A 24075-nucleotide genomic window follows, 5' to 3' on the forward strand; every position below is an offset into this window, starting at 1 on the left:
TTTGCCTACAAGTTCAAGCATCGCAGTGCATTCAATCGTTCGCGCTGGATCACGCGGACAAGCGTGTTACTCCATCAGGGCTCTCGCAATCGTTCTGGTATTGTGCCTGATCATCTCGATGTAGCCCGGAGCCTCGCCATCCTTCGCCGTCAGGCTGTCCGAATAAAGAGTTCCGCCGATCGCTGCGCCGGTCTCAGAGGCAATCTGGCGCATCAGTCTGGGGTCGCTGATGTTTTCCAGGAAGACCGCCGGAATCTTCTCTTTCTTGATCTGCGCGATGATGGTTGCGATATCCCGCGCGCTCGGCTCGGTCTCGGTCGAAACGCCCTCCGGCGCCACGAACCTGATGTCGTAGGCGGCGGCGAAATAACCAAAGGCATCGTGAGTTGAAATGACCTTGCGCCGCTCGATGGAGAGGGACGCGACTGCCTCGCGTACGTCGCGGTCGAGCGTTTCCAGCTTGGCCAGATAGGCCGATGCATTGGCTCTGTACGTCGCAGCATTGGCCGGATCGACGGCTACCATCCCATCCCGGATATTGGCGACATAGATCTCGGCGTTCGCAACGGATTGCCAGGCATGCGGGTCCACTGACCCCACGCCACGATCACGACTCAGTATCTCGCCGGCAGCGACCTTGCGCGGCACGATGCCATGGGTTGCGACGACGGTGGTCGCGTTGCCGCCGGATGATTTGACGAGCCGCGGCAGCCAGCCCTCCAGGCCGAGGCCATTAACGATCACAAGTCTGGCCTTCCTGATCGCCTCCGCATCGGCGGTCGTCGGCGTGTAGACGTGGACGTCACCGTTGGGACCGACCAAGGTCGTGACGTCGACTCGATCGCCGCCAACGTTCCTGGCGAAATCACCGAGGATCGAAAATGTCGCCACGACCTCTAGTTTCGTTGCGTCTTGTTGCGCAGAAGCCGGCAAGATCGCCCAGGCCGCCGCAACCCCAACCAAGATCAGCAGCCGACGCCGTCGAAAGCAGGCCTTCTGCCACACGGAGGCATCGTATGCCGACCGACGGACCAAATCCAAATCAAACTGCCGTCGAGCGTCGGCATCTACTGGGGTGTCGCGACACAGCCGGAACAAGAGGGCCTCTCGGAATTGCTTGATTGATGGTCCCTTGTGCCTTCTTTCGACCACATGTAACGTTATAACATTACACTCCGGATCGCAACGAGTTCGGGGCGGCATTTCGCACACGCCTTTCTGCTCGACGACGGCCCGAAGCCCACCATGCGCAGATCAGCGATCCCGACGATATGGCGAAAAGCGCCGCCCGCGAAGCGCGAGGAGAAAACAACACCATGGCCGATGCTGCACCCCAGATTCCCGTCACGGTTCTGACCGGCTATCTGGGCTCCGGGAAGACCACGCTGCTGAACCGCATTCTCTCCGAGACACACGGCAAGCGGTTTGCGGTGATTGTGAACGAATTCGGAGAGGTCGGCATCGACAACGATCTCATCGTCGACGCGGACGAGGAGATCTTCGAGATGAACAACGGCTGCATCTGCTGCACGGTACGCGGCGACCTCATTCGAATCATCGCGGGGCTGATGCGCCGCAGCCGCGGCTTCGACGGTATCGTGGTCGAGACGACGGGGCTCGCAGATCCCGCGCCTGTCGCGCAGACCTTCTTTGTCGACGAAGACGTCCGCCGCAAGACGAAGCTTGATGCTATCATCACCGTCGCGGACGCCAAGCACTTGCTCGACCAGATCGACCGGACCCCTGAAGCGCAGGAGCAATTGGCGTTCGCCGACATCGTTCTCGTTAACAAGGTCGATCTTGTCGATGCGGGCGGCCTCGCAACGGTCGAACGTCGTATCCGAAGCATCAATCCATATACGCAGATTCACCGAACCGAGCGCTGCGGTATCGATCTCGCCCAAGTATTGGGACGAGACGCCTTCAATCTCGAGCGCATCCTCGAAGTCGAGCCGGGTTTCCTCACCGAAGAACACGAGCACGAACACGATGACAGGATCGCCAGCCTGTCCCTGGTCGCGGACCGACCAATGAAGCCCAATAAGTTCGTGTCCTGGATTCAGGATGTCACCCAACGCTACGGGACGGACATCCTGCGCATGAAGGGCATCGCATCAATAGAGGATGACGATCGGCAGTTTGTCGTTCAGAGCGTCCACATGCTCATTGAAGGCGGAAGTCGGCGTCCTTGGAAGGAGATGGAGCCGCGCCAGACGCGGCTTGTTTTCATCGGGCGTGACCTGCCAAAGGACCTGCTTAGGCAAGGCTTTGAGGCTTGCTGTGCCTGAGGGTGAGCTGATGGGCAAGATCGTAGAATTTGTCAGCAAATCCGAGCTCGAGCGACTTCGCCTCATTCGCGAAGCTCGCGCGATATATGACAGCATCTTTCCACCGACCGATGCGGTCGGTGAGCGGCCGCACGACCTAGCCGGCAAGGGTGATGCAACCGGACAGAAAGAGCCTGCTCCCTCGAAAGGAACCATTCGAATGACGGGGCGCTCGTAGCCCCTCGATCGCCATTTTTCCTCGTCCGTTGCAGGGTGATCGCCAATTCAACACGGTTGCGCGGGTTCGGCCGAAGGCGATAGCTTCAAGGACCTCAGAAGGGAAACGGCTCCTTGGCGGGGGCGAAATCGATGTCAGCACGGGTCTTCACCCGGCGATTCGGAGCCTATCTCGCGCTGGCGGCGCTTGTGCTGCAGCTCGCGCTGTCGTTCGAGCACGTCCACAAGCACGATCTCACTTTTTCAAGCTTCGGCCGCACCGACGGCGAGAGCCTCAGGCACGCCCGGCCAACAGGGCAATCCGTAACGCAGCTGCCGGCGCGACTGGCCGATCACGATGACAACTGCCCAATCTGCTTCTCGGGCTTCCTGCTGTCGAACTCCTCACTACCGGATGCGCCTGAAGGGCTGAAAGCGCTCCAATTTGCAGAAATTGATCGCGCGTCAAATTCGGTTTCCGATCGGGTGATTAAACCGCGTCACCCGGCATTCCTGTCACGCGCGCCCCCCACCGTCTGAAGCCTTGCCGTCACTTCCGTGCCGCAGGACTCGTCTTGCGTGGCGCGAGGCAGGGTGCATGCGTCACCTAGTGCGCTATCACGCTCTGATGCGCATTTGAGATCACCGTCCCCGCTGATGCGGGTCCACTCATTACTCGATTCGGCAGATAGACCATGATCAAACGCTCGTGTTACTCCGCCGCCATTCTTCTCTTGTTATCCGTCAACTGCGCCGAGGCGCACCCCCATGTCTGGGTCACGTTTCACAGCGAAGTCCTCTACGCCGCTGATGGCACCATGACAGGTGTTCGCCACGCCTGGACCTTCGACGACATGTTTTCGGCTTATGCGATTCAGGGCATCTCGCACGCCAAAAAGGGCCAGTACACGCGCGAAGAACTCGCCTCGTTCGCGCAGGTCAACGTGGATTCGCTGAAGGAGTATGGCTATTTCACCTTCGCGCGCGCGGACGGTAAGAAAGTGAAGTTTTCGGACCCCGTCGACTATTGGCTGGAATACAAGAACGCCGCCCTGACTCTCCATTTCACTTTACCTTTGAAGGCGGCCGCCACGGCAAAGGCAATGCAGATTGAGGTCTACGATCCCACGATCTTTGTGGATTTCGAATTTGCCAAGGACAAGCCGGTTTCCTTGAGCGGCGCGCCGCAATGCAATCTGACTTACGATCTGCCGCACCAGCCAACGGCGGCGGAACAGTTTCGGCTCAGTCAGCTCGATAGCGATCCGCTTGATGCCTCCAGCACCTACGGGGAAACCTTCGCGAACAAGATGCTGGTAAAGTGCCCATGACCAGACCGCGCGCCGTCTCCGTCACTGCCCTCGTGGCGATCCTTATCGCCTTTGCAGGTGGTATCGTGTCGGCCTGGAGCGCGCCGTTTGGTGCGCCGCATCCCGCCGCAGCCGGCATCTTCGCTTCGGGCATTAGCGGTTGGATTTTTGCCGAGCAGGCCGCCTTCTACCGCTCGATGTCGGGCTTCATCCGGGCCAGCAAGGAGGATGGGGCCGCGATGTGGGGTCTGTTCGGCATCTCCTTTCTCTATGGCATTTTTCATGCCGCAGGCCCGGGGCATGGCAAGGCGGTCATCTCCTCCTACCTCATCGCCAATGAAGAGACGTGGCGCCGGGGCGTTGTCCTGTCATTCGCATCCGCGGTCATTCAATCCGTTGTCGCCATTATCGTCGTCGCCATCGCCGCCGTTCTTCTCGGCGCTACAGCAAAGGCGATTGGGCTGACGGTCCGTCTCGTCGAGATCGCAAGCTATGCTCTCGTGATCCTGATCGGGCTCAGGCTTCTCTATGTCAAAGGTCGCGGTTTCCTCATCGCCTTGCGCGAACTGACATGGAGGACGGCGCCCGAACTCGCTTTCGCGTCGGTTCCGGTGGCCAAAGGCCAAACTGCGACTACCCTAGGGTTGTCCGCGGGGAGGCCTTCCGCGATTGCCATGCGCGGCGGCCAATGCATGGTCGATGGCTGCACCGTGCACGGCTTTCATTGTCACGATGAGCATCACGCGTCGGCCTGGGGTCACGCCCATGGGCCGGAGCCCGCTGAGCTTGCAGGCAGCGGCGGTTGGCGCCGAGGTCTGACCGCGGTGGTCGCGGTTGGATTGCGGCCGTGTTCCGGCGCGGTCATCGTGCTGATCTTCGCGCTGGCCCAGGACCTGTTCTGGACCGGTATCGGCGCCACCTTGATCATGGGATTGGGGACGGCTGTGACGGTCGCGGCGATCGCAACACTCGCCGTCAGCGCGCGCGGACTCGCAACGCGCCTCGCTCTTACGCGAGCCGGGGTTGGCATGCTCGCGATGCGCGGAATCGAGGCTGGCGCCGCAGCACTTATCGTCGCTTTTGGCACATTGCTACTGGCGGGTTACATGGCCAGCGAGCGACTCTGGATGTTCAGCGGGTGAGGGCTAGCCTCTGAGCGCACCGGCGACAATTTGATTGAATTGCTTACTCGGGCAAATGAAGCCGAGTTACAGTTTCGGCGCGCGCATGGCGCTGCAAAATAACGAAGAAATGGCGCACCCGACACGGTTCGAACGTGTGATGTTTGCCTTCGGAGGGCAATAGTTTGTCGATGTGCCCCACGGTGGTCATGGCCACCTGCTGCGCGATCCATCGGCTCCGGGTACACCCATGCTTCGGACCTGGACTAGGTAGGACGTGTCCTCATGAATTGATCATGTCCGCTTAAGCCGCAAGAGCGGCGCAAAAGCCGACATTTCAATATCGACGCGACGGGCCAATACCTGACCTTCACGGAAGACCTGCTACTAGCGAAGCCGGTAAGGCCTCGTAGTTCTCACATCTTCATGCCGGAATGATCGGGCATCTTCTTCATCTGCATCTTGCCGCCCATACTCGAGCCGCCTGACGGTCCCTGTGCGCCGATGCCCTCGACATCGAGTGAGAGCGTCACCTTACCTGCCTTTTCGAACTCGAGAGTGACCGGGACCTTGTCGCCCCGCTTCAGCGGTTGCTTCAGATCCATCATCATCAGATGGTAGCCGCCCGGCGCCAGCTTGACTGTCTTGCCAGGCTCGATGGTGAGCCCGTTCTCAACCGGACGCATCTTCATGACGCCGCCCTCCGTCGACATTTCGTGGACCTGGACGCTGCCCGCGACATCGCTCGATCCGCCGATCAGTCGGTCCGGCGCGCTGCCCTTGTTCTCGATGGTGAGATAGCCGCCGCCGGTCTTCGCTCCCTTCGGCGTGGCGCGGCTCCAGGCTTGGCTGATAGCGAGATCACCGGCCTTGATCTCATCGGCACGCGCGGGCGCAGTCGCGACATAAGCGGCCAAGGCAGCGCAGGCGATCGACGGTAGCGTAAGCTTTCGGAATTGCATGTGGTTGCTCCCTTCTTGTCCTTGGGCGGTTCAATTCACGAGATGGATGGCGGGATGCAGCGTGCCGAGCACCCCGACCACGGCAAAGATCGCAAGTCCGAGCGCGATCTCGGTGAGCGTATTGCGTGCCAGTGCTGAAAGCGCGTTAGTATCCGCCTGGGCGTTCATGACCAAGGCGAGCTGAGGTGTCAGCCAGAACCGGTTGACCGCGGCAAAGCCGAGCATGGCCACGAAGGCCACGATCTTGAGCAGCAGCAATTGTCCATAGTCCGTCACGAGCAGGGCGCGGAACGAACCGACGAGGATCCACGCATTCACGATTCCCGATAAGATCAAGGCAGCGACGCTGATCATGCCGAGGGTTGAAAACCTGAGGACGGCGTCCAGTTGCAGCGATCCCCACTCGAAGTCCGAACGGCGCCGACCGACCGCGAACAGAATTGAAAGGCCCAACAGGCCTCCGATCCACGCGGACGCGGAGACAAGATGCAGCACGTCGGCGGTGAGGTGCAGATTCCCCAATTCCCCCAGCGTCGACCCAGCGTGCCCGGTCCAGGCGATCGCCCCGACCAGCCCTAACGCGGCGACGAGCGCAAGCCAACGCGATGGGGCAAACCAGTCGAGAACCAGACAGGCCGCCAGCAGAAGAGCCAGCGCGGCGCGGACTTTCGAGACCTCGCCGAATTGGGTCTCGTTGGCAACGGTCAGCATCGCACCCGATCTCATCGCCTCTCCGAAGGGAAGGCCCATCATCGACATGGTCTGCAGCACAAGCCAAACCAAACCGGTTGCGGCTGCGATGGCGAGCCCCGTCCAAGTAAGCGCGGCCAGGCGCGCTCGGACAATAGCATAGCCATCCGGCGACGGGTGCAAAGCGGGTTCGGCGACGAAGACGCGGAACATCACCGCGCCGGCCGTTGTCGCCGACGACGCGAAATGGATCGCGCGCGTCATAACGAGGGGACCGTCAATGTCCGTCCCGAACCAGCTCATCGGACTTTCCCGCTGGCGTTACTGGCCAACCTGGAAGGTGAAGTTGCCCTCTGTGGTATGCGTATCCACGGACAGCACATGCCAGTTCACGCGGTAGGTGCCTGCACCGCCGGCGCGCAGCGGGATCGACATCTGGTTGCCGCTGACGCGGGGTTTTCCGCTGTCGACGCGCTTACCGGCTGCATCGGTCACGGTGAGGCTGCTGAAGGCGGGCTCAAGCTTTTGGGTGAACCACAGCGTCACCTCGCGCGGCGGGCTTGCAACTTTGTTGCCGACGCGCGGCTCGGCATGGTCCAGAAAAGCATGCGCTTGCGCTGCGCCTATTGTGAGCACGAGCAAGAGCGGAGTGATTCCAATCAAAGATGATTGTCGCATGGTCGATTACCTCGGAAAGGGGCTTGCCGGCTGGACAGGGCCGCCGAACAGCGGTTTGCCGATCCCGCGCGGGTCGATGTCATCGAGGTAGAGGTGCAGCTGCGCGATCACGCCGACATTGCTGCCACTTTGCCGGTTGATCGGGATCAGCGCCTCTATGCCGACCTGGAAATAGTTGCCGACCCAGATCACGCCGGGTTGGATGGTACCGGTGGTCAGCCTTCCCGAGGTCAGGGTGTTCGCCACCGGGGTCTGCAGATTGGCCTCGACCAATGGGATCAGGTGGTTAATGAAATCCGGCAGGCCCAGATCGACCACGGACGATTTCAGATAGGGCATGCTGTATTGAATGGTCCCACCCCAGTTCAGCACACGCGGGTGGAACTCGGTGTCGGCAGTCAGGGCGCCGGTGTCGGGATCAACCCCGAAGGTCGTCGTGAAATTCCGCCCCGGGATCGCATAGCCGACTTGGCCGGTGATCGCGACCGGCCTGAGCCAGGACAGCGTGTCTGGCAGATCTCCTAACCCTTTGCCGAAAAAGAGCGTCGGCGTGTAGGTGTTGAAGGGGTCGGCGCCCACAGTGGAGGAGCCGGTGCCGCCCCATTCCACGCCTAAGCCCACCGACATCACGAACTCATGCTCGGGATTCTTGAACACCCGATACTTGAACATGGTGTCCAGATTCTGGAAGCCGTTGGCCCCGGGCACCGTCGGATCGATCGGACCGAGAAAGGTGTAGGTCGTGCCAAACGATATCGCGAAATCCTCTGTGATCCGCTTGGAAAACTCGCCGGAGATATCGCGCTGCCGCACCGGCGGAAGGTCGCCGGTTTTGAAGCTGTCGACGGTCGGTAAAGACAGCTCATCGTTCACGCCGGGATCATCGATGCTGAGCGTTGCTGGAAAGAAGCGGTTGCCAACGATTTCGTGGGCCAGGCTTCCGGAAAGAGGAACAAGCGCGATTGCGGCACCCCAAAGGCCTGCACGCGCACGAAAGATAAACATGGAAGGTCTCCACAAAACGACGTGCAAACGAAGCGGCCTAGGCCGCCATGTTCACGCCGACAGCGGAGGTCCGCGCGCCCTGCTACTGGAGCCGACCCGATCCGATGCGGATATCGCCGATGCGTCCGGCCAGCGGACAATCAGCACCTCGCCAGGCTGAGGTGGGATGGCGTGGGTTCTCGGTGCATCGACGGCTGCTCCCGCGTACGACACGCAGACCACGCACAGCCCGTCATGCGCGAGGTTTTCGCGATCCTGATCGCCCGAGCCAACGCCTCCACCGACATGGCAAATGCTCGCCGTTTGCAGCGGATCGACGAACGCGATGGTAGCGGCCCAGCACGCGGCGACCGGCGCCAGGATTTGCATCACCAGCGCGAGCACGACGATGGGAAGAAACAGTTCTAGCCTATGGCGCATCGGTCTACCATGCGCCATAGGCTATCCCAAGGACGGGCTATGGTCGAGGCGGGCGGCGACGCCCAGGCGCTGGACGGAGGGTGGGCCTGACAATTAAATGGGTGTGTTGTGGGCCGGCAACGGCGTGTGCACGCGCCTAAGGCGCAAATCCGCGCGCAGTCAGCTTGAACTCGCGGCGAACCGACTGTCAGCTCGGCTGCGGGCAGCTAGAACGAGCGCTCGGAACGAGATCGCTACCGTCCCCTGAGTACCTCGCCCGCTGCTCTCGCCATCACCGCGGCCTCGTCGATGAGCTTCTTTCGGCGGGCCAGGACGTCGCCGACCAGGGCAGGACCAGCCTGGTCTGGCGCGCCAGCATCGAATGGCGGCTTCGGATCATATTCGATCAAGAGCTGCGCGCGCTTGGCGACATCCTCGCCTGAAATCTTGGCGGCTATCGTGAGCGCGAAATCAATGCCTGCGGTGACGCCCCCGCCGGTGATCCTGTTGCGATCCACAACAACGCGATCCTTTCGCACCGTGGCTCCCATCAGACTGAGAAGGTCCCGGACATACCAATGCGAGGTGGCCTCATAGCCATTCAACAGACCGGCGGCCCCGAGCAGGAGTGACCCTGTGCATACGCTTGTGACCAGGCCTGCAGTCGCGCCATGCTCTCTGATGTAACCGAGAGTCGGACCGTCCTTTATTGCGTCCAGCGTGCCTTTGAGGCCCCGGGGACAAACAGCACGTCGAAGGCTTTTGGCGAGTTATCGAAAGTAACCGAGGGCGTTATGGGAACCTGCACATCGGGGATTACCGGCTGCATGGTCCGTGAGACCAAGTACAGCTCTGCCTGCATAATGTTGAAAACCGTGAGCGGTCCGACCAGATCGAGCAGGATCATGTCATTGTGGATCAGCATGCCGACTTTTGGGCGTGCCCCCGAGCTAGATTGCGCTCGGGCAGTCGACGCCAGAAACTCCAACAAAGGAGCCGCGAGCATTCCTGCATTGAATTCTCGTCTGTTCATCGGTTGCTCCTTGGCTCTTGTCAACGGATCAGGATTGGCGAGGCAATCTTCACCTCGTCATTCTCGGATAGCTTGATCTCCAGCCCCATGCTCCAGCGGCCGCTCGATGGAAGAGTCACCGTGGCACGCCATTGATCGTCGACCGTGTGCACTGCCGGGGCTTTGATCGTCCCACCACCAGCTTCGGGACCGGACAAGATCACCGAAACAGCAACCGCCGGCAGCGGCATCTCGTCGACCGTTTCCAGTTGAACCGCGATTTCGACAGGTCCAGCTCGTCCCGGCGTCACAGTGACATTCGCCATCGCGCGCTCGGTATGAAGATGCGTGAAAAAGCTCTCATCATCGACACCGGCAGCGGCTGCTATCGTTGCGGTAAACACCGGACCGGCGAGGCCCGCCAACAGAAGTAGCTTTTGGAGTTGTGAGATCATACTGCGCCTTTGCGTGTTCGTTTGGGGCATCCCCGGCGGTATGGCAGCCGGAGGTGTGTTTATTATCGACATTCGGGCGATCACTTCGATGGATGCGCGTCGCCGCGTGCTTGATTGGACGTACTGTCCATCGTCACCATTCCCTCGAACCGGGAGAACATGGCCACACGTTCGGGATCGGCCTTGCTCTCCGCCGCCGCAAGATCGCGTTCCAATGAGATCGCTTCCTGCGGCGGGACTCCGGCTTGCCTCAGCGCTTCACGCGATCTGATGCCGTCACCGGCGCACAGCGTGATCACCCATGACGCTTGTTTGCGGCGAAGCAGAGCCCGACCGCCCATGTCGCCCTGCGTCCAGTCGGCAATGGCGAAATCACCAGCAACCACGACCGGGGCTACCTTGAGAACAACGTCCGGCTTGTCGAACATGCCGTGCAGTAGTTCTTCGATTTCGGCCTCTGCTCCGACTTCCGTGGCCAGCACCGCTGCGTTGGCCAGCAGAAGGAGCAAAAGCGAAAACGCACGAAGGCTCACGCTGCTCAAATGTCGGTTGAAAACCGCCCTCGAGGTGCCTCGCGAATTGATTGTGCTTACCATCGATACCTCACCCCAGCGTAGATCGCCCTGCCGTTGCCAGGCTCGAACAGAGGTGACGTCGGAGTGGCTCGGTCGATGATGCTTGCGCTCGCGATATAGGCTTTGTTTGAGATGTTGCGCGCCTCGATGTAGCCCGTGAATGGGCCGCCATTGTCGAAACCTGCCTTGAAACCCCAGATCGCGTAAGCCGACGTCATCAGCGTGTTGGCGCTGTCAACGAAATAGGCCTGCGGCACCCATTCCAGGTTGGGCCCGAAATAGACCCCCGTCGGGTGCTTATACAACAGCTCGGCCCGGATGTAGTGCCGCGGCGCGCCGGGCAGAATGTTGTTGCCGAAGGTCGGATCATTGTCGAAGCGGAAATCGTTGAGCGTATAAGCGAGATTCAGCCAGATCTTGTCTGGCGCAGCTCCACCGACGAAGATGTCGCGGAAAATTGCGGCCCCTGCGCCGGCCTCAATCCCCTGATGAACCGTGCGGTCGGCGTTGGTGACATTGCAATTGCCGAACGCGCTAAAAAGACATTGCAGTTCGTTGCGGATGTCGGCGCGATAGAGGGCGATCTCCCAAGCGTAATCAGGCCGCTTCATACGGGTTCCGATTTCGTAGGTTGTGGCGGTTTGTGGCTTGATCAAGAAGAACGGAATGTTGGGCAAAGTCGGGTTTAGGAAGTTCGGGCTCACACTCTCGCCAAAGCTAGGGACCTCTGCGCTACGCGAGATGTTGCCAAACACCTGCCAGGTTGGATCGACTTGCCACAGCAGGCCGACCTTGGGGCTCCACAGGCTAAAGGTGCTCCGACCGTTGACGTCGCCATTGGTCGAGAAGTTCACCTGCTGATCGCGCACCGCATATAGATATTGCGTGCCCGCCACGAATGCGACGTTTGGTACGAAGTAGAACGAATTCTCCGCATAGGCGGAGTAATTTTGCGGCTTCTGCAACAACGACGACGTCGGCGTCCCCTTGAAGCCGCCAACGTTGACGAATTGCTGCGCGTCAATGGTGCCGTTCAGGATGTTGAAGCCGGCGACGAATCTGTTGCGGAATCCACCGATGAAGCGATCGTCCGTGACCTTTGCGAAGCCGCCATAGTCCTTGTACCGGTAGTCGAGCCATTGAAAGATCGGATGCATTAAGTGGCGATCGACCCCGAACGCCCCGAGCTCAACTTGGGTATCTTCGAAGCGGATGGTCGTCTTGTTTCCTATCCGCACGGTGTCGATATTACGCTGCCAATCATTAGCGACGTTGATCGGAGCCGCCGAGGTAGGCGAGGTCAGCGCTGTGGTTCTGTCAACGCTGCCCGGAATGCGCTGGCGTACCTCGTTGGCGTTGAAATAGAACCGCGTTTCGACGTCTGGCGATATCTGATAACCGATATTGCCGTTAATGCGGTTGCTCGATCCGAAGCTGTGATCCCGAAAGCCGTCGGATGCCTGCGTGGAGGCGGTGACAAAGCCATCCCATGGACCGTTCGCACCGCCGGCATTGGCTTGCAGCCGCTTGTAACCGAAAGCGCCAAGATCGAAGGACGCACCGTTTGGAAGCGGATCGGGACCAGTCGGAATGACGAAATTGATCGCGCCGCCCAAGGAGTTGGCGCCATATTGCAGGGCGTTGCCGCCCTTGTAGACGGCCACGTATTTGTAAGCTGTGGGATCGATCTCCTGAAAATCGCCGTAGCCATCTGCTGTGTTGATGGGAATGCCGTCCATGTAGAGCTGGACGCCGCGCAGATGGAAATTGCGCGACAGGCCGGAGCCGCGGATCGACAGGCGAGTGTCGTCACCCCATTTCGGCTGGGCGAATACGCCCGGGACGTAGTCCAAAATGTCCTTGATCGTGTTCGAGACGGTCGAGTTTCTGTAGGCCTCGGCGGGCACGAGCGCCACACCGCCCGGTGTGTTGTTGATCTCCCTAAGGGCCTGCTGTGCCGAGAGGACTCCCAGCGCTGCGCGCGCCGCGCCGCCCTGGTCGCCGGCCGATTGGGCCGGTTCGGCCGGCACCCGTCTGGCACGCGCAGTTCGCGGCGAACGGGCGGTGTCCCGGGATGGACGGCTAGTCGCATCCCGCCTTTGCTGGGGTGCTTCAACGGTCACGGGCGGCAGTTGCTTCTGCCCGTTTGATTGCGCGTTTACAGGTGAAGAAAGGATGGCGGCGGCGCTGGCGAGCGCTCGCAGCCGCCTGGCAGCGGATGACATGGCAAAACTCCCAATTGAACTGAATATTGGCGCCGTAGCGCTGTTGTCAGATTAGGAGGGGAGGTCCGCGAGATTGGTGATCGTATGAACGAAACCGCGCAACAAACCGTGTTTCGAATGCAAAGACGATGGCCGCCTCAACATACGAACGGTCAACGAAGGCAACTTGCGGCGGCGGAAGCGCGCTTATGACGTGATGTCCGACGCATAACGGACAGTGTATCGCGAGCGTCTTGCCGCTCTTGTCTGCGTCAGGCCGGGTAGCGTCCAAATTGGCGCTGCTGATACACAGCTCGTGAGCCGCGACGGCAGCAGCCGGTGAAACGCCTGCAACCAGGATGCTGGAGAGGATGAGATGGAAAACGAGTGCGTAGGCCGCAATGAATGCGGCCCCGCAGCCGATCCGCCGTTTGAAAACGAACCTCGTCATTCGCCTGATCCCCGTGGCAGGGCTACCACAGCGCAAGGTCGAGTCAAATGCGCGCGGAGTCGCATCCGGCTGATCGTGTACCTAGTGTTGCCCGGCTACCACGCTGAACCAACGCATCGCGTTGAGCATATCGGCATTTGCTTGATCGGGAGCACCCGACGGCGCCTCTCTACGCTCCCAGCAGCGACATTTGGCACGGAAGCGATACAATGCACATGCGCAGCAAAGCGCGGAGCGTGGCAGCGCCATTCAGTCGGAGGTCCATCGCGTCGATTGAGGCGTCCCAGAAGTTGGGCAGGTGTCGCTCGCGTCTTTGAGACCGGCTCTCGGGAAGCCTTGACCACGGCTCGAGTCATGCGGAGCTGTTGGTGCCAAACAAGGCGCGTGGCATTCCATGGGTGAACGACCGTGCGTCGTTGGGGCGAGCTTCTCGCTCTAGGTCTCGATGATCTCGCCGTCTTCTTTCTCGAAGCGGCCGATATGCGGACTAGGCAGCAGAGGCAATACTGCTTCCGAGGGCCGACACAGCTTGACCCCTTTGGGCGTGACCACGATCGGACGGTTGATCAGGATCGGATGCGCGAGCATCTGATCGATCAACTCGTCGTCTGACCATTTCGGGTCGGCGAGACCGAGCTCGTGAAACGGCGTGCCCTTCTCGCGCAGAAGCGCGCGAACGGGAATGCCCATGGCCGTGATGAGTTCGACCAGCTTTTCGCGGGACGGCGGCGTCTTCAGATATTCGATGACCATAGGCTCGACCCCGCTCTGCCGGATCATCGCGAGCGCGTTGCGCGAGGTGCCGCAATTCGGGTTGTGATAGATCGCGACGCTCATCGGGTTGTCTCCGCGATCGGGACGGGGCCGCGCGCCTTGGGGCGTCCGAGCAGCCAGTTCATCAGCAGCATGCCGGCGAACGCTCCGCAGAGCTCCGCGAGGATGAATCCGGGCAGGTCCGCCGGGCGAATGCCCGAGAACGTGTTCGTCAGGGACCGTGCGATCGCCACGGCGGGGTTGGCGAACGATGTCGAGGCGGTGAACCAGTAGGCCGCCGTGATGTACAAGCCGACCAGCCAGGGGACGGCCGTCCGCTGGAAGCGGATGCCCGCCAGGATCGTTGCGACCAGCCCGAAGGCAGCGACGGCTTCGGCAAACCATTGCGGCCCTCCGGTCCGAACCTTCGTCGAGAAGTCAAGCAGCGGCAGTCCGAACATCAGATGCGCGGCCATCGTTCCCGCGATGCCGCCGGCGATCTGCGCGATCACGTAGAGCGCGGCCTCGTTCACCGGTAGCTCGCGTTTGCCGGTGAAGACGATCGTGATGGCCGGGTTGAAGTGCGCGCCGGAGATCGGACCGAGCACGGTGATCAGGACAACCAGGATGGCCCCGGTCGGCAAGGTGTTGCAGAGAAGCGCGAGAGCGACGTCCTTGGTCAGCGTTTCGGCCATGATGCCGGACCCGACCACGGTGGCGACGAGAATCCCTGTGCCGAGCGCTTCGGCCGCCAGGCGCCGCGAAAGGTCGAACGTGTCCATCAGCCGGCCTTCGGCGTTGGGCGTGTCGCGCCTTCGGAACGACCGATCTCGCGCAGCTTGGTGCCGAGCGAGAGCTTGTCGATGCTCCGCAGCGGGAGGCTCACGAAGGTATCAATCCGATTCCTCAGGAAGCGGAACGCGGTGATGAAGGCCGCCTGTTTTTCCAGCTCCGTGCCTTCGGCCGCGGCGGGATCCTCGATGCCCCAGTGCGCGGTCATCGGCTGACCGGGCCAGACGGGGCAAGCCTCTCCGGCGGCGTTGTCGCAGACGGTGAAAACGAAATCCATCACCGGCGCATCGGGGGCGGCGAATTCCAACCAGCTTTTGGAGCGCATCCCGTCGACGGGATAGTCCATGCTCTCGAGCGTGCGCAGCGCCAGTGGGTGTACCGCGCCTTTCGGCGTGCTGCCGGCGGAGAAGGCCTGGAAGCGGCCGGCCCCGTCCTTCCGCAGGATCGACTCGCCGAGGATCGAACGCGCAGAGTTGCCGGTACAAAGGAACAGAACGTTGTACATGTGATCAGGCACGGCTTCGCTCCTTTCGCTTCGGAGGGCAGCAGGACTGCAGGCTCTCGACGACCGGCTGGCAAACTTCCGGCCGCCCGCCGCAGCAGTCCCGAAGCAGGAAGACCGCGACGTCTCGAAATTCGGTGAGGTGGGCGCGGTAGACGATCGAGCGGCTGCGCCGTTCGGACGTCACCAGGCGCGCGCGGGTCAGGATCGACAGATGGGCCGAGAGCGTGTTCGGCGGGACTTCCAACAGACGAGCGAGGTCGCCGGCCGCAAGACCATCAGGTTCGTGCCGGACCAGCGTCCGGAACGCCTCCAGACGGGTCGGTTGGGACAGGGCGGCGAGCACTAGGACGGCTTCTTCGATTTCCATATATCCAGACTTATGGAATTATTAGGCCGGCGTCAATCCGGAAGCCGGGAGCCTGCCTGATGCCCTGATGCCGGGTTGAGGACAATGGCAATATTTCGAATATTCTAGAAATATGGTTGACGGCAATATCGAGCGGGCGCATAGTGCCGGCCATGAAAATCGACGATGCAGCGGCACGCTTGGAAGCGTTGGGCAACCCGACCCGGCTGAAGATCTACCGGACGCTCGTCCGTGCCGGTCACGCCGGCCTGCCGGTCGGGCGACTGCAGGAGCGGCTGAAGATCCCGGCCTCGACCCTGTCGCATCACATCAAGGGTCTCGTCGCCGTCGGCCTGATGACCCAGCTTCGCGAAGGCACGACGCTGATCTGCCATGCCGAGTACGACACAATGCGGGGCCTGGTGGATTTCTTGGTCGCCGAGTGCTGCGCCGACGAAGTGGAGTGTGGCACGGCAGCGCGCCCTGCGGCATGAGTTTTTTTGAACAGTCTTTCGGTGATTCTAGAAGCATAGGAGAAGCGAGATGAGCGCGGGAAAGACGGTGGCGATCATCGGTGCTGGGCCGGTCGGTCTGGCGGCAGCAGCGCATGTTCTCGAACGCGACATGACACCGATCGTGCTGGAGGCCGGACCCGAAGCGGGACACTCCATCCGGCGATGGCGGCACGTGCAGTTGTTCTCCCCGTGGGAGTACAACGTCGACAAGGCGGCCGCGCGCGTGCTGGCGCCGACGGGCTGGAATTCGCCGGATCCGCAGGTCTATCCGACGGGCGGCGAGTTTCTCGAACAGTACATCGAACCGCTGGCGACCAGGACCGTGCTGCGCGATGTGATCCGGATGAGCAGCCGCGTCACCGCGATCGGTCGCGTCGGCTTCGACAAGGCCAAGACCAAGGGCCGGGAGGCCGCGCCTTTCGAGATCCGCTACCGGAACGGCAAGGGTCCCGAGACGCTGCGCGCCGACGCCGTGATCGACGCGTCTGGGACTTGGGCCTCGCCGAACCCCGCCGGCGCCGGCGGACTGCCGGCGATCGGCGAGCGCGAGGCCGCAGCGCGGACTTCGTACGGGATGCCCGACGTCCTCGGTATGGAGCGGGCCCGGTTTGCGGGCAAGACGGTCGCAGTGCTCGGCACCGGGCACTCGGCGATAGGCACCCTGACGGACTTGGCGACGTTGGCGCAGCAGGCTCCCGGCACGCGGCCGATCTGGCTGCTCCGGAGCGGGAATCCCGAGAAATCCTTCGGCGGCGGAGCGAATGACAAGCTGGCCGCCCGCGGCGAACTCGGCGCCCGCTTCGCCTCGATCGTCGCCTCGGGGCAGGTGCAGGTCGAAGCCGGCTTTCCCGTCGCCGCCATCGCGCAGGCGGACGGCCGGCTCCGGATCTCGACCCCATCCGCCTGCTGCGATCGCATCATCGTCGTGGACGAGCTGGTGGTCGCGACCGGCTGCCGCCCGGACTTCTCCTTCTTGAGCGAGATCCGTCTCCGCCTCGATCCGGCGATCGAAGCGCCGGCAGCGCTGGCGCCCCTGATCGATCCGAACGAGCACTCCTGCGGCACCGTGCGCCCGCACGGCGCGCGCGAGCTCGAGCAGGACGACCGCGGCTTCTACCTCGCCGGCATGAAAGCCTACGGACGCGCCCCGACCTTCCTGATGATCACGGGCTATGAACAGGTCCGCTCGATCGCGGCCGACATCGCCGGCGACCGGGAAGCCGCTGAGCGCGTCGAGCTCGAACTGCCCGAGACCGGCGTCTGCACGCGCGGCGGGGTCGAGGGCGGCGGCGCGTCCGGATGCTGCGGTGGTCCGGCGAAGCAGGACGCATCCGGCTGTTGCGCGGCGGATGAGGGTGCAAAGAGGGCTGGCGCCGCTGGCTGCGGATGTTCGTAATCGGCTAGGCGGGAAGATGAGCGGTCGAAACGTGGGCCTGAACGGCCGGTCGCTGATCGTCGCGATGTGTCTCGGGCAGATCGGGAATCTGCTGCCGCATGTCGCGCTTTCCGCCAATCTCGCCCAGCATCTCATGCCGGCCTGGGGAATGAGTGCCGCGGAGGGCGGTCTCATGGCGAGCGGCTATGCGTTCGGCTACATGCTCGCCGTTCCGGTGCTGACGACGCTCACCGACAGGATCGATGCGCGTCTGGTGCTGCTCTGCGGGTCCGTCGTGAGCGGACTAGCGACGACCGCTTTCGGACTATTCGCGCAAGGTTTCTGGTCCGGGACCGTCATCTGGGCCTTGGCCGGTCTCGGTTTCGCCGGGGCTTACATGCCTGGCCTCAAGGCTCTCACCGACCGGTTGCCGGCTGGTGACACGTCGCGCGCCGTCACGCTCTACACGTCGAGCTTCTCGCTGGGCGTGGGTATCTCGTTTTTGGCTGCTCAGGTGATTGCGGACGGCTGGGGCTGGCGCTGGGCCTTCGTCCTCACCGGCGCGGGACCCATCGCGATGGTCATCGCGTGCGTCCTAATGGACGCGCGCCTTCCGGAAACCAAGCACGGGCGCCTCTTGAACTTCAAGCCGGTCCTCGCGAACCGCGAGGCCCTCGGTTATATCCTCGGCTACGGAGCTCACTGCTTCGAGCTCTACGGCATCCGGACCTGGCTCGTCGGATTTTGGACATTCGTGATCGGACATCAGGGCGCCCCCTCATGGCTGTCGCCCGTCACGGTGAGCTTCTTCTTCGCCATCCTCTCGATGCCCGCCAGTATTCTCGGCAACGAAGCCGCACTGAAGTTCGGCCGTCACCGCGCGATCACGATCGTGATGATCGCCTCGGCGGCGGTAGCTCTGCTCCTCGGATCGAACGTGAGTGCCCCGGCGTGGGCCCTCGCCCTCCTGCTCCTCGCCTACGGACTGACTGTCCCAGCGGACTCCGGCGCTTTGACCGCCGGCATGTCGGCGGCGGCTACCCAAGATCACCGCGGCGCGACGATGGCGCTTCACTCCACAGTCGGCTTCGGGCTTTCGGCCGCCGGCGCCTGGGGAACGGGCTTGGCGCTCGATCTCGCCGGTGGCCCGCAAAGCGCGGGAGGATGGTTGCTGGTGTTCATGGTGCTCGCCGTTGGGATTTCGGTGGGCCCTCTCGCCCTTCTCTGGGCTCGCGCAGGTGAACGAAACGCAGGTGCGGTCGCCGGGTAGCGATCGCGCTCGTCGTGTATAGCGTCGTCGTTTTTCAAATCCTCGCATGCGGGCGCCTGAGGGCGTTGCCCGCCACCCTGCTGTCCCTCCGGTCTGGCTGATCGTAGCCTTCGGCGTGCTAACCCTCGCCGGAGGGCAGACATGACGCCAATCCGCTTTTCGCGGTCATCTCTCAAGGAGGGCCGCTGGCACGAATACGTCATCCGCTTCGCGCTTCGGCGGTGCCGCAACAGTTTTCACCTGTCCAGTCAGTAGTGGCTATGGAGCCTTCATCGGCGGACTCTTCCTCGCTCTCAACGACCTAAGCCGCTCTTCCAGGTGCAGTCTCGCTGCCCTTGCCATGCGTGTGGGTTGGCGATCAGGGCAGGGTCGACACGAGCACAGTCCAGTGGTACAAGCGTCGGACTAGGCGGAGAGGTAAGTAACTGTTTTTGCTATAGTTTAACGGATCGAGCCCCAATCCTTTCCTGGGCACCATTTTGCAGGTTTTGCCGCAAAACGGGGCTGCTTCCGATCAGTCGAGGTAATAACGCGCCGACTCTCCTCGCGCCGCGGCCTGTCGGTCCGCCAACCTCACACCACCCGCTTCCCCATCCGCTCGGCGACCGCCTTCTGAACAAAATACATCGCGACCAGCGCGATGGCCGCCGAGGCGACTACGACGTAGCCGATCCGGTCGAAATGGATCAGCGACCCATCCGGGCTCTGCGCGATGATCGCGCCGGCGAGCACGGAGCCGAGCCCACCGGAGAGCTGCTGGAGCGAGGCGCCGACTGCGCTGAACGCGCCGCGCTGGCTGGCGTCGGGGATCGCCGACATCAGCGCCTGCGAGGGGATCATCCGCGAGAAGATGCCGACGAACATCACGACGTTGACGAGGATAGCGGTCGCGAGCGAAACGGGGCCGAGATGGGTGTAGATCAGCACCATGATCACCGACACGACGCTGCCGAACACGAAGGTCGGATATTTGCCGAATGCGTCGCTGGCCCGGCCGACCATCGGCCCGGTGACGATGCTGAACAGGCCGGAGACGAGGTAGATCGTCGGCAGATGCGTGATGTCGATGCCGAGATTGTGCACGGTGTAGGCGCTGGAGAACGGCATCAGCATGTACCCGCCGGTCGCCAGCAATGTCGTCACGGCGAAAGCCAGCCTGTAGCGCGGCTCGCCGACCGTCGCGATCAGATGGAGGAACGGGTTCTTGTCCTGCTTCAGCTTCAGATGTGCGTCGACCGGCTCCATGGCGAAGGCGATGATCGCGATCGTTGCGATCGACAGCACGACGATCGCGACGAAGCAGACATGAAGCTTGAGATCGCGATCTGCTATTGAGCAGATCAACAAAACTAGGTTGAGGGCAGACACATGGTCGTCCGGTTGACAGCGAGCGACCTGGAATATGGGCGGCGGATCGCCGCAATAAAGGCAGGGTACCGGGTGGTTCGGCTTTCGCCCGAAATCGACGATCTGATTCCCATTGCTCGGCTGGAAAAGCGCATCCGCGAACTGTGGCATCGCGACAAGCCCGAGAACGTTTTGGCTGCGCGCATACTGGTTCGAGAACAGTCGCGGTTGCGGCTTGCCTACGAAGCGCGGCATGGCCGGCCGGCAGACACGAGGCACATGCCATGAACGGTCCAACTCCTGAAGAACGTCGCGCAGTGGAAGCCAGAGTGTCGCCCCAGCGGCGAGCCGAGATCGAAGGCTTCGTCAAATCGCTGGCACCGGTGATCGGCGATTTCGTGCTGGCAGCAATCACGCCGTTGAAGAACCGGATCAAGGCACTCGAATCGCGGCCCACGCTGCGCTACTTGGGCATTTGGGATGCATCGCGGACGTATCCGCCGGGGTCTTTCGTCACGCATGCCGGTTCAGTTTGGCATACCGACGTGGAAAACACCGGCATTCGGCCGGGTGAAGGCGGAAATATTTGGAAATTAGCTGTAAAGCGAGGTTCAAAATGAAAGTATTGGACGATGCAAACGCCGAGTTGTGCCGCCATCGCGATCTTGCGCTCACGGCCTATGCGCACCGTCTGGTCGCTCAAGGTGCCGACATTCACGGGGAACAGTTTCGTGCGGACTTGGCGAAATACGCCGGCGAGCTGGAGTCGTGGCGGCGCAAAGCTATGGATCGCTTGCGGCAGTTTGTCGAGGCGATGACGGAGCGGCCGTCCGCGACGCTCCACTAGTGGCCGATCATCCGTAGCGCCGTTAGTCTGCTGTTGTGAGCCTCACAAGGGCGAGCTAGCGGCCGAGCGCTTTATGCCTCAGCCGTACCACGTTCTGCACCAGATCAGATGCGGTAATCGACGACATCAAAGATCGTAAGGCACGGCGGATGTAACCGGCCTGATGATCTTGAAAGGCCCCGACGTGTAACATCGTCGGGGCCTTTGTTGTGGCGCGCGCCTCGCCGTCACACAAAGAAGAAGTCAGTCGAGTGCAGGTTCGACAGTGCAACACCCGTCAGCGTGATTGTGTCGTTCGCATCGTACGTGATCACGGTGTTGCCGTGGCCGTCATTGGTTGCATGGGCTTGGACACTAGAAAAGTTGGCGAACAAGGTGTGATCAAACTGGATGTGGTCCGCGCCGGGCTTGAAGTCGGTGATCACGTCCTTTCCAAAGTTAGGATCGAAGACGAAAGTGTCCGAGTCCTTGCCGCCGGTAAGCGTGTCGTTACCACGCCCACCGATCAATGCATCGGCGCTGTTTCCACCGACGAGGACGTCGTTGCCGTTTCCGCCATCTAGGACGGTTGAGCTGGTGCCTGCCCTCAGTGAGTCGTTACCATCTGTTCCTCTCACATAGGTCTGACCGGCACTTACAATCGAGACGCTAAGCGTGGCCGTGCTGGTGCCGCCATGACCGTCATCCACCGTATACGTGAACGTGTCCTGTGGCAGCACTGGCGCCGTACTGCCGCCCTTTGCGGCGGCATAGCTGTAGCTGCCGTCGGCCTTGAGCGTCAGAGTTCCAAATACGCCAGCAAGCGCGTGCCCGACATTCCCAGCAACGCCGTTGACGGCACTGACGTGCAAGGTGTCGTTGTCCGGGTCGGTATCATTGGCGAGCACACCATGCGTGGCATCGGCGGTGATGACCTTTCCCTTTGTAGCCCCGGCGATGTCATCACCTGCGACCGGGGCTGAATTGGTCACGGGCGTCGCGAGAAATCCATGGAGGACGCCCTCGTTGTCCCTATAGTACCCTGTGACTTGGCCCGCGTCGTTGATATCAGCGACATACGTGAAGCTGGTAGCGAATGGATCGTCAACGGTGGTGTAATTGCCGCCGCTGTAAACGAAGCCGTGCTGAGACCCGCTGCTGTCGTAATAAATCCCGGTGATCTGGCCCGAGGCGTTGATGGCGTATGGGAAGGTGCCGGATGAATCGGTTGCGAAGGGATCGTCGATCTTGGTGTAGCTGCCGTTGCTATAAAGGAAACCGTGCCCAATCCCGGTAGCGTCGTAATAATAGCCGGTGATCTGGCCGGAGTCGTTGATGGCGTATGGGAAAGTGCTTGCGGGGCTGACGAACGGAATATCTATACTGGTATAGGTGCCATTGTTATAAAGAAAGCCATGCGCACCCATAGCGTCCTGATAGTACCCGGTGATCTGGCCCGAGGCGTTAATGGCGTATGGAGTGGTGCCGTAGGTGGCGAAGGGATCATCAATATTGATGTAGCTGCCGCCGCTGTACAGGAAACCGTGATCGAAGTAGCTGCCTTGATAATGATAGGACCCAGTGATCTAGCCCGAATTATTGATGCTCCGAGGCACGGTGTTGATGCCAAGCGGATCGTCGATCGTGGTGTATGTGCCACCGCTGAAGAGAAAGCCGTGGTCAGCGCTGCCGCTGCTGTCGTAGTAGATTCCGGTGATCTGGCCCAAGTCGTTAATACTGAAGGGGGTGGTCTCGTCGCTGGGACCATCGATGGTGGTGTAGGTGCCTCCGCTGTACACAAAGCCGTGTAACTGGAAATCTTGGTAATATCCTGTGATCTGGCCCGAAGCGTTGATGCTCTCGGGAATTGTGTATTGGTATCCGGCCGGATCGTCGATCGTGATGTAGGAATAAGTCGTCATGTGGAAATCCTTTGACAGCTAGCGGCGACACTAAGAGACTTCGAGAGCCTAACGCCGCGAAGGGGCCATTCAGCAATGCCGCGAGGGGATCATTCATCCGGGCGCGGTGTAGCGATAGCCCGCCGCGTTCGGCGGCGGACCTGTGGTCAATCGTCCAACTCACAGTTCCTTGCTGCGCCATGCCGCATCGTCGCCTTACATCGCCGGCGTGAGATCCCTGGTTGGCCGATCTCACGCGCGCCGAGCATCATCAGTATCTTTGCTGAGTCTGCTGCATAGCAGGATGGACTTTCCCGCCGGGACCTTCGCGGTATGCTGAAAAAACTGCATCAAAATACTTGTGGAACAGCAACTCCGGATTAATACCGTGAGAAGAGCTGACCGATGCTCCAAGGGGCGCTTACATCATCGGTGATGACGCGCGCCGCTGCGCGCATCTCGCCCAAAGGTGATCATTTGGACGGCCATCATCTGAATGCGTCTATCACCCGCTCCATAGCGGGATGGGTACGGTTCTTCACTTTGACCCAGTGATACCAGCCCTTCAACTCCCAGCTTGCCGGCAGCGCGAAACAGATCAGGCCCAAGCTCACCACGTTCAAAGGGATTGATGAAGACGCCTTCAGGACGCCGCGCCAACAGGCGCTCCAAGCTCGCCTTCCGCATCGATAACGGGAGCATGCGGAGATCATCACCGCCTTCGGCCAGAATATCGAAGGCGCAGAACTGCACTTCGTGATCGTGCTTGCGCGAGTGCAGCGCGTTGAAATCTGAGATGCCATCGACGCCAAGCACGACCGCTTCGCCGTCGAGGACGAACTGCTTCTGGCGGACCTTACGCGCGGCTTCCACGATCCATGGATAACGGCTGGCCCAATTGTAGCCGCCGCGCGTGATCAGACGCACGCGGTGGCCGTCGCGCTCCAGGCGGAGGCGATACCCATCGTATTTCACTTCGTGAATCCAGTCCGGGCCGTCCGGGACTGCAATGCCCTTCGTCGGCAGGCAAAACTCAAATGAACGCATGCGGGAAACATACATTCCCATTGGATTGCTACGGTTCCGAATTCCGGAACCCC

General features: G+C 61.4%; 30 protein-coding genes and 1 pseudogene. 11 read left to right on the forward strand and 20 right to left on the reverse strand.

The features are described 5' to 3' along the window. Positions 1–66: 66 nt before the first annotated feature. A complete protein-coding gene (locus MTR72_RS24655) occupies positions 67–969 on the reverse strand; it encodes a metal ABC transporter substrate-binding protein (RefSeq protein WP_445819635.1) in 903 nt (300 codons plus the stop codon). A gap of 347 nt (positions 970–1316) precedes the next feature. Here MTR72_RS24655 and MTR72_RS24660 point away from each other — a divergent pair, with 347 nt between their 5' ends. The 5 genes from MTR72_RS24660 (at position 1317) to MTR72_RS24680 (ending at position 4935) form a co-directional block, all read left to right on the forward strand. Continuing rightward, positions 1317–2288 (forward strand): CobW family GTP-binding protein, encoded by a 972-nt coding sequence (locus tag MTR72_RS24660; protein WP_341511401.1) that lies wholly within the window; start codon positions 1317–1319, stop codon positions 2286–2288. Between the two features lie 10 nt (positions 2289–2298). After that, positions 2299–2505: a hypothetical protein gene (locus MTR72_RS24665; protein WP_130229665.1), complete on the forward strand. Its 207-nt coding sequence runs from the start codon at positions 2299–2301 to the stop codon at positions 2503–2505. A gap of 131 nt (positions 2506–2636) precedes the next feature. Continuing rightward, positions 2637–3023: a hypothetical protein gene (locus tag MTR72_RS24670; protein WP_341511313.1), complete on the forward strand. Its 387-nt coding sequence runs from the start codon at positions 2637–2639 to the stop codon at positions 3021–3023. 155 nt (positions 3024–3178) lie between these two features. After that, complete coding sequence (locus MTR72_RS24675; RefSeq protein WP_341511314.1) at positions 3179–3814, forward strand: DUF1007 family protein; 636 nt, start codon at positions 3179–3181, stop codon at positions 3812–3814. Beyond that, positions 3811–4935 (forward strand): nickel/cobalt transporter, encoded by a 1125-nt coding sequence (locus MTR72_RS24680; RefSeq protein WP_341511315.1) that lies wholly within the window; start codon positions 3811–3813, stop codon positions 4933–4935. The genes MTR72_RS24675 and MTR72_RS24680 overlap by 4 nt, the downstream gene beginning before the upstream one ends. A 395-nt stretch (positions 4936–5330) precedes the next feature. Here the strand turns inward: MTR72_RS24680 and MTR72_RS24685 are convergent, their stop codons facing one another. The 15 genes from MTR72_RS24685 to MTR72_RS24750 form a co-directional block, all read right to left on the reverse strand. Continuing rightward, on the reverse strand, positions 5331–5876 hold the full coding sequence (locus MTR72_RS24685; protein ID WP_341511316.1) for a copper chaperone PCu(A)C: 546 nt from the start codon (positions 5874–5876) through the stop codon (positions 5331–5333). A 30-nt stretch (positions 5877–5906) separates the two neighbouring features. After that, positions 5907–6830 carry a copper homeostasis membrane protein CopD gene (gene copD, locus MTR72_RS24690; protein WP_341511317.1) on the reverse strand — a complete coding sequence of 308 codons (924 nt, stop codon included), beginning with the start codon at positions 6828–6830 and terminating at the stop codon, positions 5907–5909. A 57-nt stretch (positions 6831–6887) separates the two neighbouring features. Then, entirely contained in the window at positions 6888–7202 is a 315-nt protein-coding gene (locus MTR72_RS24695; protein ID WP_341511402.1) for a copper resistance CopC family protein, read from the reverse strand. Between the two features lie 48 nt (positions 7203–7250). Further along, on the reverse strand, positions 7251–8249 hold the full coding sequence (locus MTR72_RS24700) for a hypothetical protein (RefSeq protein WP_341511318.1): 999 nt from the start codon (positions 8247–8249) through the stop codon (positions 7251–7253). Between the two features lie 51 nt (positions 8250–8300). After that, on the reverse strand, positions 8301–8687 hold the full coding sequence (locus tag MTR72_RS40545; RefSeq protein WP_445819632.1) for a DUF2946 family protein: 387 nt from the start codon (positions 8685–8687) through the stop codon (positions 8301–8303). 215 nt (positions 8688–8902) lie between these two features. Next, a complete protein-coding gene (locus MTR72_RS24710; RefSeq protein WP_341511403.1) occupies positions 8903–9367 on the reverse strand; it encodes a DJ-1/PfpI family protein in 465 nt (154 codons plus the stop codon). After that, the gene (locus tag MTR72_RS24715; protein ID WP_341511320.1) at positions 9355–9681 is read right to left on the reverse strand and encodes a hypothetical protein; all 327 of its coding nucleotides are present in this window, start codon (positions 9679–9681) and stop codon (positions 9355–9357) included. The genes MTR72_RS24710 and MTR72_RS24715 overlap by 13 nt, the downstream gene beginning before the upstream one ends. A gap of 20 nt (positions 9682–9701) precedes the next feature. Continuing rightward, positions 9702–10085, reverse strand: a complete 384-nt coding sequence (locus MTR72_RS24720) for a hypothetical protein (protein WP_341511321.1) — start codon at positions 10083–10085, stop codon at positions 9702–9704. Between the two features lie 110 nt (positions 10086–10195). After that, positions 10196–10711 carry a copper uptake system-associated protein gene (locus MTR72_RS24725; RefSeq protein WP_341511322.1) on the reverse strand — a complete coding sequence of 172 codons (516 nt, stop codon included), beginning with the start codon at positions 10709–10711 and terminating at the stop codon, positions 10196–10198. Next, positions 10705–12915, reverse strand: coding sequence for a TonB-dependent receptor family protein (locus MTR72_RS24730; RefSeq protein ID WP_341511323.1), 2211 nt, complete (start codon positions 12913–12915; stop codon positions 10705–10707). The genes MTR72_RS24725 and MTR72_RS24730 overlap by 7 nt, the downstream gene beginning before the upstream one ends. 46 nt (positions 12916–12961) lie before the next feature. After that, positions 12962–13345 (reverse strand): DUF2946 family protein, encoded by a 384-nt coding sequence (locus MTR72_RS40550; RefSeq protein ID WP_445819633.1) that lies wholly within the window; start codon positions 13343–13345, stop codon positions 12962–12964. Positions 13346–13780: 435 nt separating this feature from the next. Then, positions 13781–14182: an arsenate reductase (glutaredoxin) gene (gene arsC, locus MTR72_RS24735; protein ID WP_341511324.1), complete on the reverse strand. Its 402-nt coding sequence runs from the start codon at positions 14180–14182 to the stop codon at positions 13781–13783. Further along, the gene (locus MTR72_RS24740) at positions 14179–14880 is read right to left on the reverse strand and encodes an MIP/aquaporin family protein (RefSeq protein ID WP_341511325.1); all 702 of its coding nucleotides are present in this window, start codon (positions 14878–14880) and stop codon (positions 14179–14181) included. The genes arsC and MTR72_RS24740 overlap by 4 nt, the downstream gene beginning before the upstream one ends. Further along, positions 14880–15407: an arsenate reductase ArsC gene (locus MTR72_RS24745; protein ID WP_341511326.1), complete on the reverse strand. Its 528-nt coding sequence runs from the start codon at positions 15405–15407 to the stop codon at positions 14880–14882. Before MTR72_RS24745 ends, MTR72_RS24740 begins: the two co-directional genes overlap by 1 nt. Then, the gene (locus tag MTR72_RS24750) at positions 15400–15762 is read right to left on the reverse strand and encodes an ArsR/SmtB family transcription factor (RefSeq protein ID WP_341511327.1); all 363 of its coding nucleotides are present in this window, start codon (positions 15760–15762) and stop codon (positions 15400–15402) included. The genes MTR72_RS24745 and MTR72_RS24750 overlap by 8 nt, the downstream gene beginning before the upstream one ends. Before the next feature lie 152 nt (positions 15763–15914). On the opposite strand from MTR72_RS24750, the gene MTR72_RS24755 reads away from it, so the two are divergent. The 3 genes from MTR72_RS24755 (at position 15915) to MTR72_RS24765 (ending at position 18901) form a co-directional block, all read left to right on the forward strand. Beyond that, the gene (locus MTR72_RS24755) at positions 15915–16235 is read left to right on the forward strand and encodes an ArsR/SmtB family transcription factor (protein WP_341511328.1); all 321 of its coding nucleotides are present in this window, start codon (positions 15915–15917) and stop codon (positions 16233–16235) included. Between the two features lie 49 nt (positions 16236–16284). Next, a complete protein-coding gene (locus MTR72_RS24760) occupies positions 16285–17652 on the forward strand; it encodes an NAD(P)-binding domain-containing protein (protein ID WP_341511329.1) in 1368 nt (455 codons plus the stop codon). Positions 17653–17716: 64 nt separating this feature from the next. Then, positions 17717–18901, forward strand: coding sequence for an MFS transporter (locus MTR72_RS24765; protein WP_341511404.1), 1185 nt, complete (start codon positions 17717–17719; stop codon positions 18899–18901). Positions 18902–19474: 573 nt separating this feature from the next. Here the strand turns inward: MTR72_RS24765 and MTR72_RS24770 are convergent. Further along, positions 19475–20209 (reverse strand): annotated as a pseudogene (locus tag MTR72_RS24770) (MFS transporter); the annotation flags it as partial. Positions 20210–20269: 60 nt separating this feature from the next. Between MTR72_RS24770 and MTR72_RS24775 the strand changes: the two are divergent. The 3 genes from MTR72_RS24775 to MTR72_RS24785 are packed head-to-tail and all read left to right on the forward strand — an operon-like array spanning position 20270 to position 21095. Then, positions 20270–20536 (forward strand): hypothetical protein, encoded by a 267-nt coding sequence (locus MTR72_RS24775; protein ID WP_341511330.1) that lies wholly within the window; start codon positions 20270–20272, stop codon positions 20534–20536. Beyond that, the gene (locus tag MTR72_RS24780; protein ID WP_341511331.1) at positions 20533–20868 is read left to right on the forward strand and encodes a hypothetical protein; all 336 of its coding nucleotides are present in this window, start codon (positions 20533–20535) and stop codon (positions 20866–20868) included. The genes MTR72_RS24775 and MTR72_RS24780 overlap by 4 nt, the downstream gene beginning before the upstream one ends. Continuing rightward, positions 20865–21095, forward strand: coding sequence for a hypothetical protein (locus MTR72_RS24785; protein ID WP_341511332.1), 231 nt, complete (start codon positions 20865–20867; stop codon positions 21093–21095). The genes MTR72_RS24780 and MTR72_RS24785 overlap by 4 nt, the downstream gene beginning before the upstream one ends. A 227-nt stretch (positions 21096–21322) precedes the next feature. On the opposite strand, the gene MTR72_RS24790 is transcribed toward MTR72_RS24785, so the two are convergent. The 3 genes from MTR72_RS24790 to MTR72_RS24800 form a co-directional block, all read right to left on the reverse strand. Beyond that, positions 21323–22501 (reverse strand): Ig-like domain-containing protein, encoded by a 1179-nt coding sequence (locus MTR72_RS24790; protein ID WP_341511333.1) that lies wholly within the window; start codon positions 22499–22501, stop codon positions 21323–21325. 159 nt (positions 22502–22660) lie between these two features. After that, positions 22661–22996, reverse strand: coding sequence for a hypothetical protein (locus tag MTR72_RS24795; RefSeq protein WP_341511334.1), 336 nt, complete (start codon positions 22994–22996; stop codon positions 22661–22663). Between the two features lie 405 nt (positions 22997–23401). Beyond that, the gene (locus MTR72_RS24800; protein WP_341511335.1) at positions 23402–24022 is read right to left on the reverse strand and encodes an ATP-dependent DNA ligase; all 621 of its coding nucleotides are present in this window, start codon (positions 24020–24022) and stop codon (positions 23402–23404) included. Between the last annotated feature and the right edge of the window lie 53 nt (positions 24023–24075).

It is taken from the genome of Bradyrhizobium sp. ISRA442, assembly GCF_038085055.1.
Taxonomy (GTDB): domain Bacteria; phylum Pseudomonadota; class Alphaproteobacteria; order Rhizobiales; family Xanthobacteraceae; genus Bradyrhizobium.